Annotated in this window: 4 protein-coding genes and 1 pseudogene; 2 read left to right on the forward strand and 3 right to left on the reverse strand. The window is 43.6% G+C overall.

What is annotated here, in order from left to right; translation table 11 throughout:
- A pseudogene (locus F7C14_RS10135) lies at positions 1–450 on the forward strand (AIR synthase-related protein); the annotation flags it as partial.
- On the opposite strand, the gene F7C14_RS10140 reads toward F7C14_RS10135, so the two are convergent.
- Complete coding sequence (locus F7C14_RS10140) at positions 430–705, reverse strand: MazG nucleotide pyrophosphohydrolase domain-containing protein (RefSeq protein WP_290902517.1); 276 nt, start codon at positions 703–705, stop codon at positions 430–432. The pseudogene F7C14_RS10135 and the gene F7C14_RS10140 overlap by 21 nt on opposite strands.
- A 52-nt stretch (positions 706–757) precedes the next feature.
- On the opposite strand from F7C14_RS10140, the gene F7C14_RS10145 reads away from it, so the two are divergent.
- Positions 758–2,167, forward strand: coding sequence for a DHH family phosphoesterase (locus F7C14_RS10145; RefSeq protein ID WP_290902519.1), 1,410 nt, complete (start codon positions 758–760; stop codon positions 2,165–2,167).
- On the opposite strand, the gene F7C14_RS10150 is transcribed toward F7C14_RS10145, so the two are convergent.
- Complete coding sequence (locus tag F7C14_RS10150) at positions 2,168–3,034, reverse strand: cation diffusion facilitator family transporter (RefSeq protein WP_290902521.1); 867 nt, start codon at positions 3,032–3,034, stop codon at positions 2,168–2,170.
- On the reverse strand, positions 3,031–3,285 hold a 255-nt coding region (locus tag F7C14_RS10155; protein WP_290902524.1), incomplete at its 5' end, for a Zn-ribbon containing protein. The genes F7C14_RS10155 and F7C14_RS10150, both read right to left, overlap by 4 nt.

Consider the following 3,285-nt stretch of genomic DNA (forward strand, 5'->3'; position numbering starts at 1 on the left):
AGAGGGGATGCGATGGAAATATCAAGGGTTTCGAAGACGAAGCTCGTTTTCGACTATGAAAAGTTGAGAAATGTTGTAAACAAGAAGGTTCTGGACATGCTTGAGGAACTGGAAATCGATTTTCTCGGGGTTTCCATAGATTCCCTGATGATAATCTGTCCAGAAAATGTCGCTAACGAGATCGCCGACGAGATTGAAAAAGAGGGTGTTAGAGTTGAAGAGGTCGGAAGAGTTGAAGAGGGAGAGGGAACTTACCTAATCGAAGATGGAACGGAAAAGGAGCTGAAGCCGAGGTTTAGAGAGAGCGCCTACACTCCGATTAAGAAGCTCGTCGGCGAGGATAAACCGGAAAACTTCGAAGAGATGAAGAAGAAGATCGACGAGGCTTTCGAGGCAGCTTTGAGGAAGAAGGAGCTCGTGCTCAAAAAGTTAAGGAAGATCCCATCTTGAAGACGGATCGCTCTCAACGTACTTCTTTACGAGCACGTTTTCGGGTTTCACGTCAAAATAATTGGCTAAACTCAAAACCATAAAGAGTACATCGCAGAGTTCTTCTTCTACCGCTTCTCTATCTCTTTTTCTCACAGCCTCCGCAAGCTCCCCAACTTCTTCGAAAAGCACCGCAAGCAAAAAGAGTTCTCCCGACTTTTTATCAATTTCAAGGTATTTCTCAGCTATTTTTTCCCTTATCTCCTCTAGTTCCATGCCGAAACTAATGAAAAACCTTTATATATCTTTCTTCCTACATTTCCCGACAATGGAAAGTTACGACTACATAATATTGGGTTGCGGTAGCTTTGGCTCCCAAGTAATAATGGATCTCATTCAGGCTGGCAAGAGAGTTATAGCGGTCGATAAAAACCCCGAGAAAGTGGAGGTTTTAAAGGATCAGGAGATCGAAGCTGTAATAGGGGACATAGAAAAAGATGAAACTTTGAAAAAGTTGAACATCAGCGATGCTGAGGCTGTTTTAGTTCTTACCGCAAACGACCAGACGAATCTCAACGTTGTGAAAAAAATAAGATCTCTCGCCCCTGAGGTTTTAATAGTAACGAGAGCTTCAAGCTTTAAAGCGAGTGAGGAGCTTGAGTCTTCGGGAGCCGATATCGTAATAACTCCGTACGATGCGATGAAAACAAGTTTACTGAATCAGCTCAAAAGAGCTGAAAACCTTAGAAAGCTGAAAAGGCTGAAAAACGTCCTAAAGGATTGTAAGAGGCTTGCCATCTTTACTCACGACAACCCCGATCCGGATGCGATATCTTCGGCTATGGCTTTGAGAGAGATTGCGAAGCATTTCGGCGTTGCGGCAGACATTCTTTACTACGGGGAGATAGCCCATCAACAAAATCGTGCGATGGTTAACTTATTGAATGTGGAAATGCTCAAGGCTTCGGAAGTGGATTTAAGTATTTACGATAAATTCGCTTTGGTCGATTCTTCCGGAATTGGAGTAAATAACTCGATTCCCGAAGACATAACCCTTTCAATAGTCATCGACCACCATCCTGCGGAAAGCGTCGAAGCGGAGTATTACGACCTAAGAAACGATGTTGGCGCAACAGCAACGATTTTAACCCAGTACATTCAGGATTTGAAAATAGTCCCGACAAGAATGCTCGCCACTGCTCTCTTCTTCGGAATTCAGACAGAAACCGAGGAGTTCAAAAAGAATACAAGGACTGCTGATTTTCTTGCGGCAGCTTTCCTCTATCCTTTCGTTGATAACGAGCTGATAGAGAAGATGGAAGGTCCAGCTTTGTCTACCGAAACCCTCGATGTTATTGGAACAGCGATAAAGAACAGAGAAATTTTCTCATCCTTCCTGATCTCCTTTGCAGGATTCATAAACGATAGGGATACGCTTCCGCAAGCAGCGGACTTCCTTCTAAAATTGGAAGGAATTTCCACAGTTTTGGTCTTCGGAATTATGAAGGATGCAGTCTACATCTCCGCAAGAAACAGAGACGTGAGGATAAACATTGGAGAGGTTCTTAAAAAAGCCTTTGGGGATGTGGGGAGTGCCGGCGGACACGCCCACGCTGCCGGAGGAAAAATTCCCCTCGGAATATTCGGAGACGTTACGGACAAGCAAACCCTTGCGAAACTCGTGACGGAAGCTATAAAAAGAAGATTTCTAACGGCTGTTGGGATAGAGTCAGAATAATCATATTTCTCCCATTATTTTTTCGTAGGTGGACTTCAACCTATCCTTTTCCTCAGCACAAACGTGAATTGTAACGTAACCTAACTCTGGAAGGTTTTCCATCATTTTCTTTGCTATTTTCTCTGTCAGTCTATCAGCTTCCCTCACCGTCATATCTCCATCAACAACCACGTGCATATCAACGTGGATTTTGTTTTCCCCCATATAAGTTGCTATCACGTCGTGAACGCTGTGAACTTCCTCAAAAGATTCGGCTATTTCCCTAACTTTATCATAGAACTCTTCATCCGGACTCGCTCCCATTAAAATTCTCGAATTCTCCCTCACGAGCATGTAACCACTGTAGCCGATGATAGCTGCGATGAAGATCGTGAAAATGGAGTCGATGATTGCAAACCTTTCCGCTGCAAGAACGCCAACGGTGGCGGAAAATCCTGAGAGAATGTCGTTTCTAAGCTCCATCTTGGCAGTTCTCTCAGCCACACCCCTCTTTTCCATTACGAAAAAAGCGAGAACTATCGGAAGCATGCTCGCGAGCATGTAGAGATAAGCTCCCTCCCCGTATTCCACCTCGTAAAAAATTCTGCTTACCCCTTCTTTAACAAGCTCGTAGGAGATTATCGTTATGAAGGCTACTCCGGCAATTAGCGAACCGATGTTAACAGCCAAGCCGTGACCGAGGGGATGAGAGTAGTCTGCTGGCTTCGAAGCAACTCTCAAAGCGTAGAGAAGATTTAAGACTATCATAACATCAGTTAAGTTGTGGAAAGATTCGGCAAGAAGAATTAAGTAGTTCGTTTTTAAATAGCCGATAAGCTTTAGAGAGATCGAAATCGCATACAAGATTAAGAGAAGCTTTAACCTCATTTTCTCTTCTTCTTTTTGATAAGGGAAGGAAGATGTATCGCGTATCTCCCATTCTCTTGCAAAGCTATTATGCTTTCGTCCCTCTCAAGGAGCTTCTCGATGTTTATCTCGTAAGTTCCCGGAGCTACTATCCTGACGCTCTCAATTTTCTCAAACTGTTCTTCAAGCTCCTCCTTTTCTCTCCCCTTAACCTTTGGAATGTAAAGAAATTTGTTGTTTCCGCACTCACAGCCTTTTAAAATATTCACATC

The sequence above is a fragment of the Ferroglobus sp. genome (genome assembly GCF_015521575.1).
Classification (GTDB): domain Archaea; phylum Halobacteriota; class Archaeoglobi; order Archaeoglobales; family Archaeoglobaceae; genus Ferroglobus.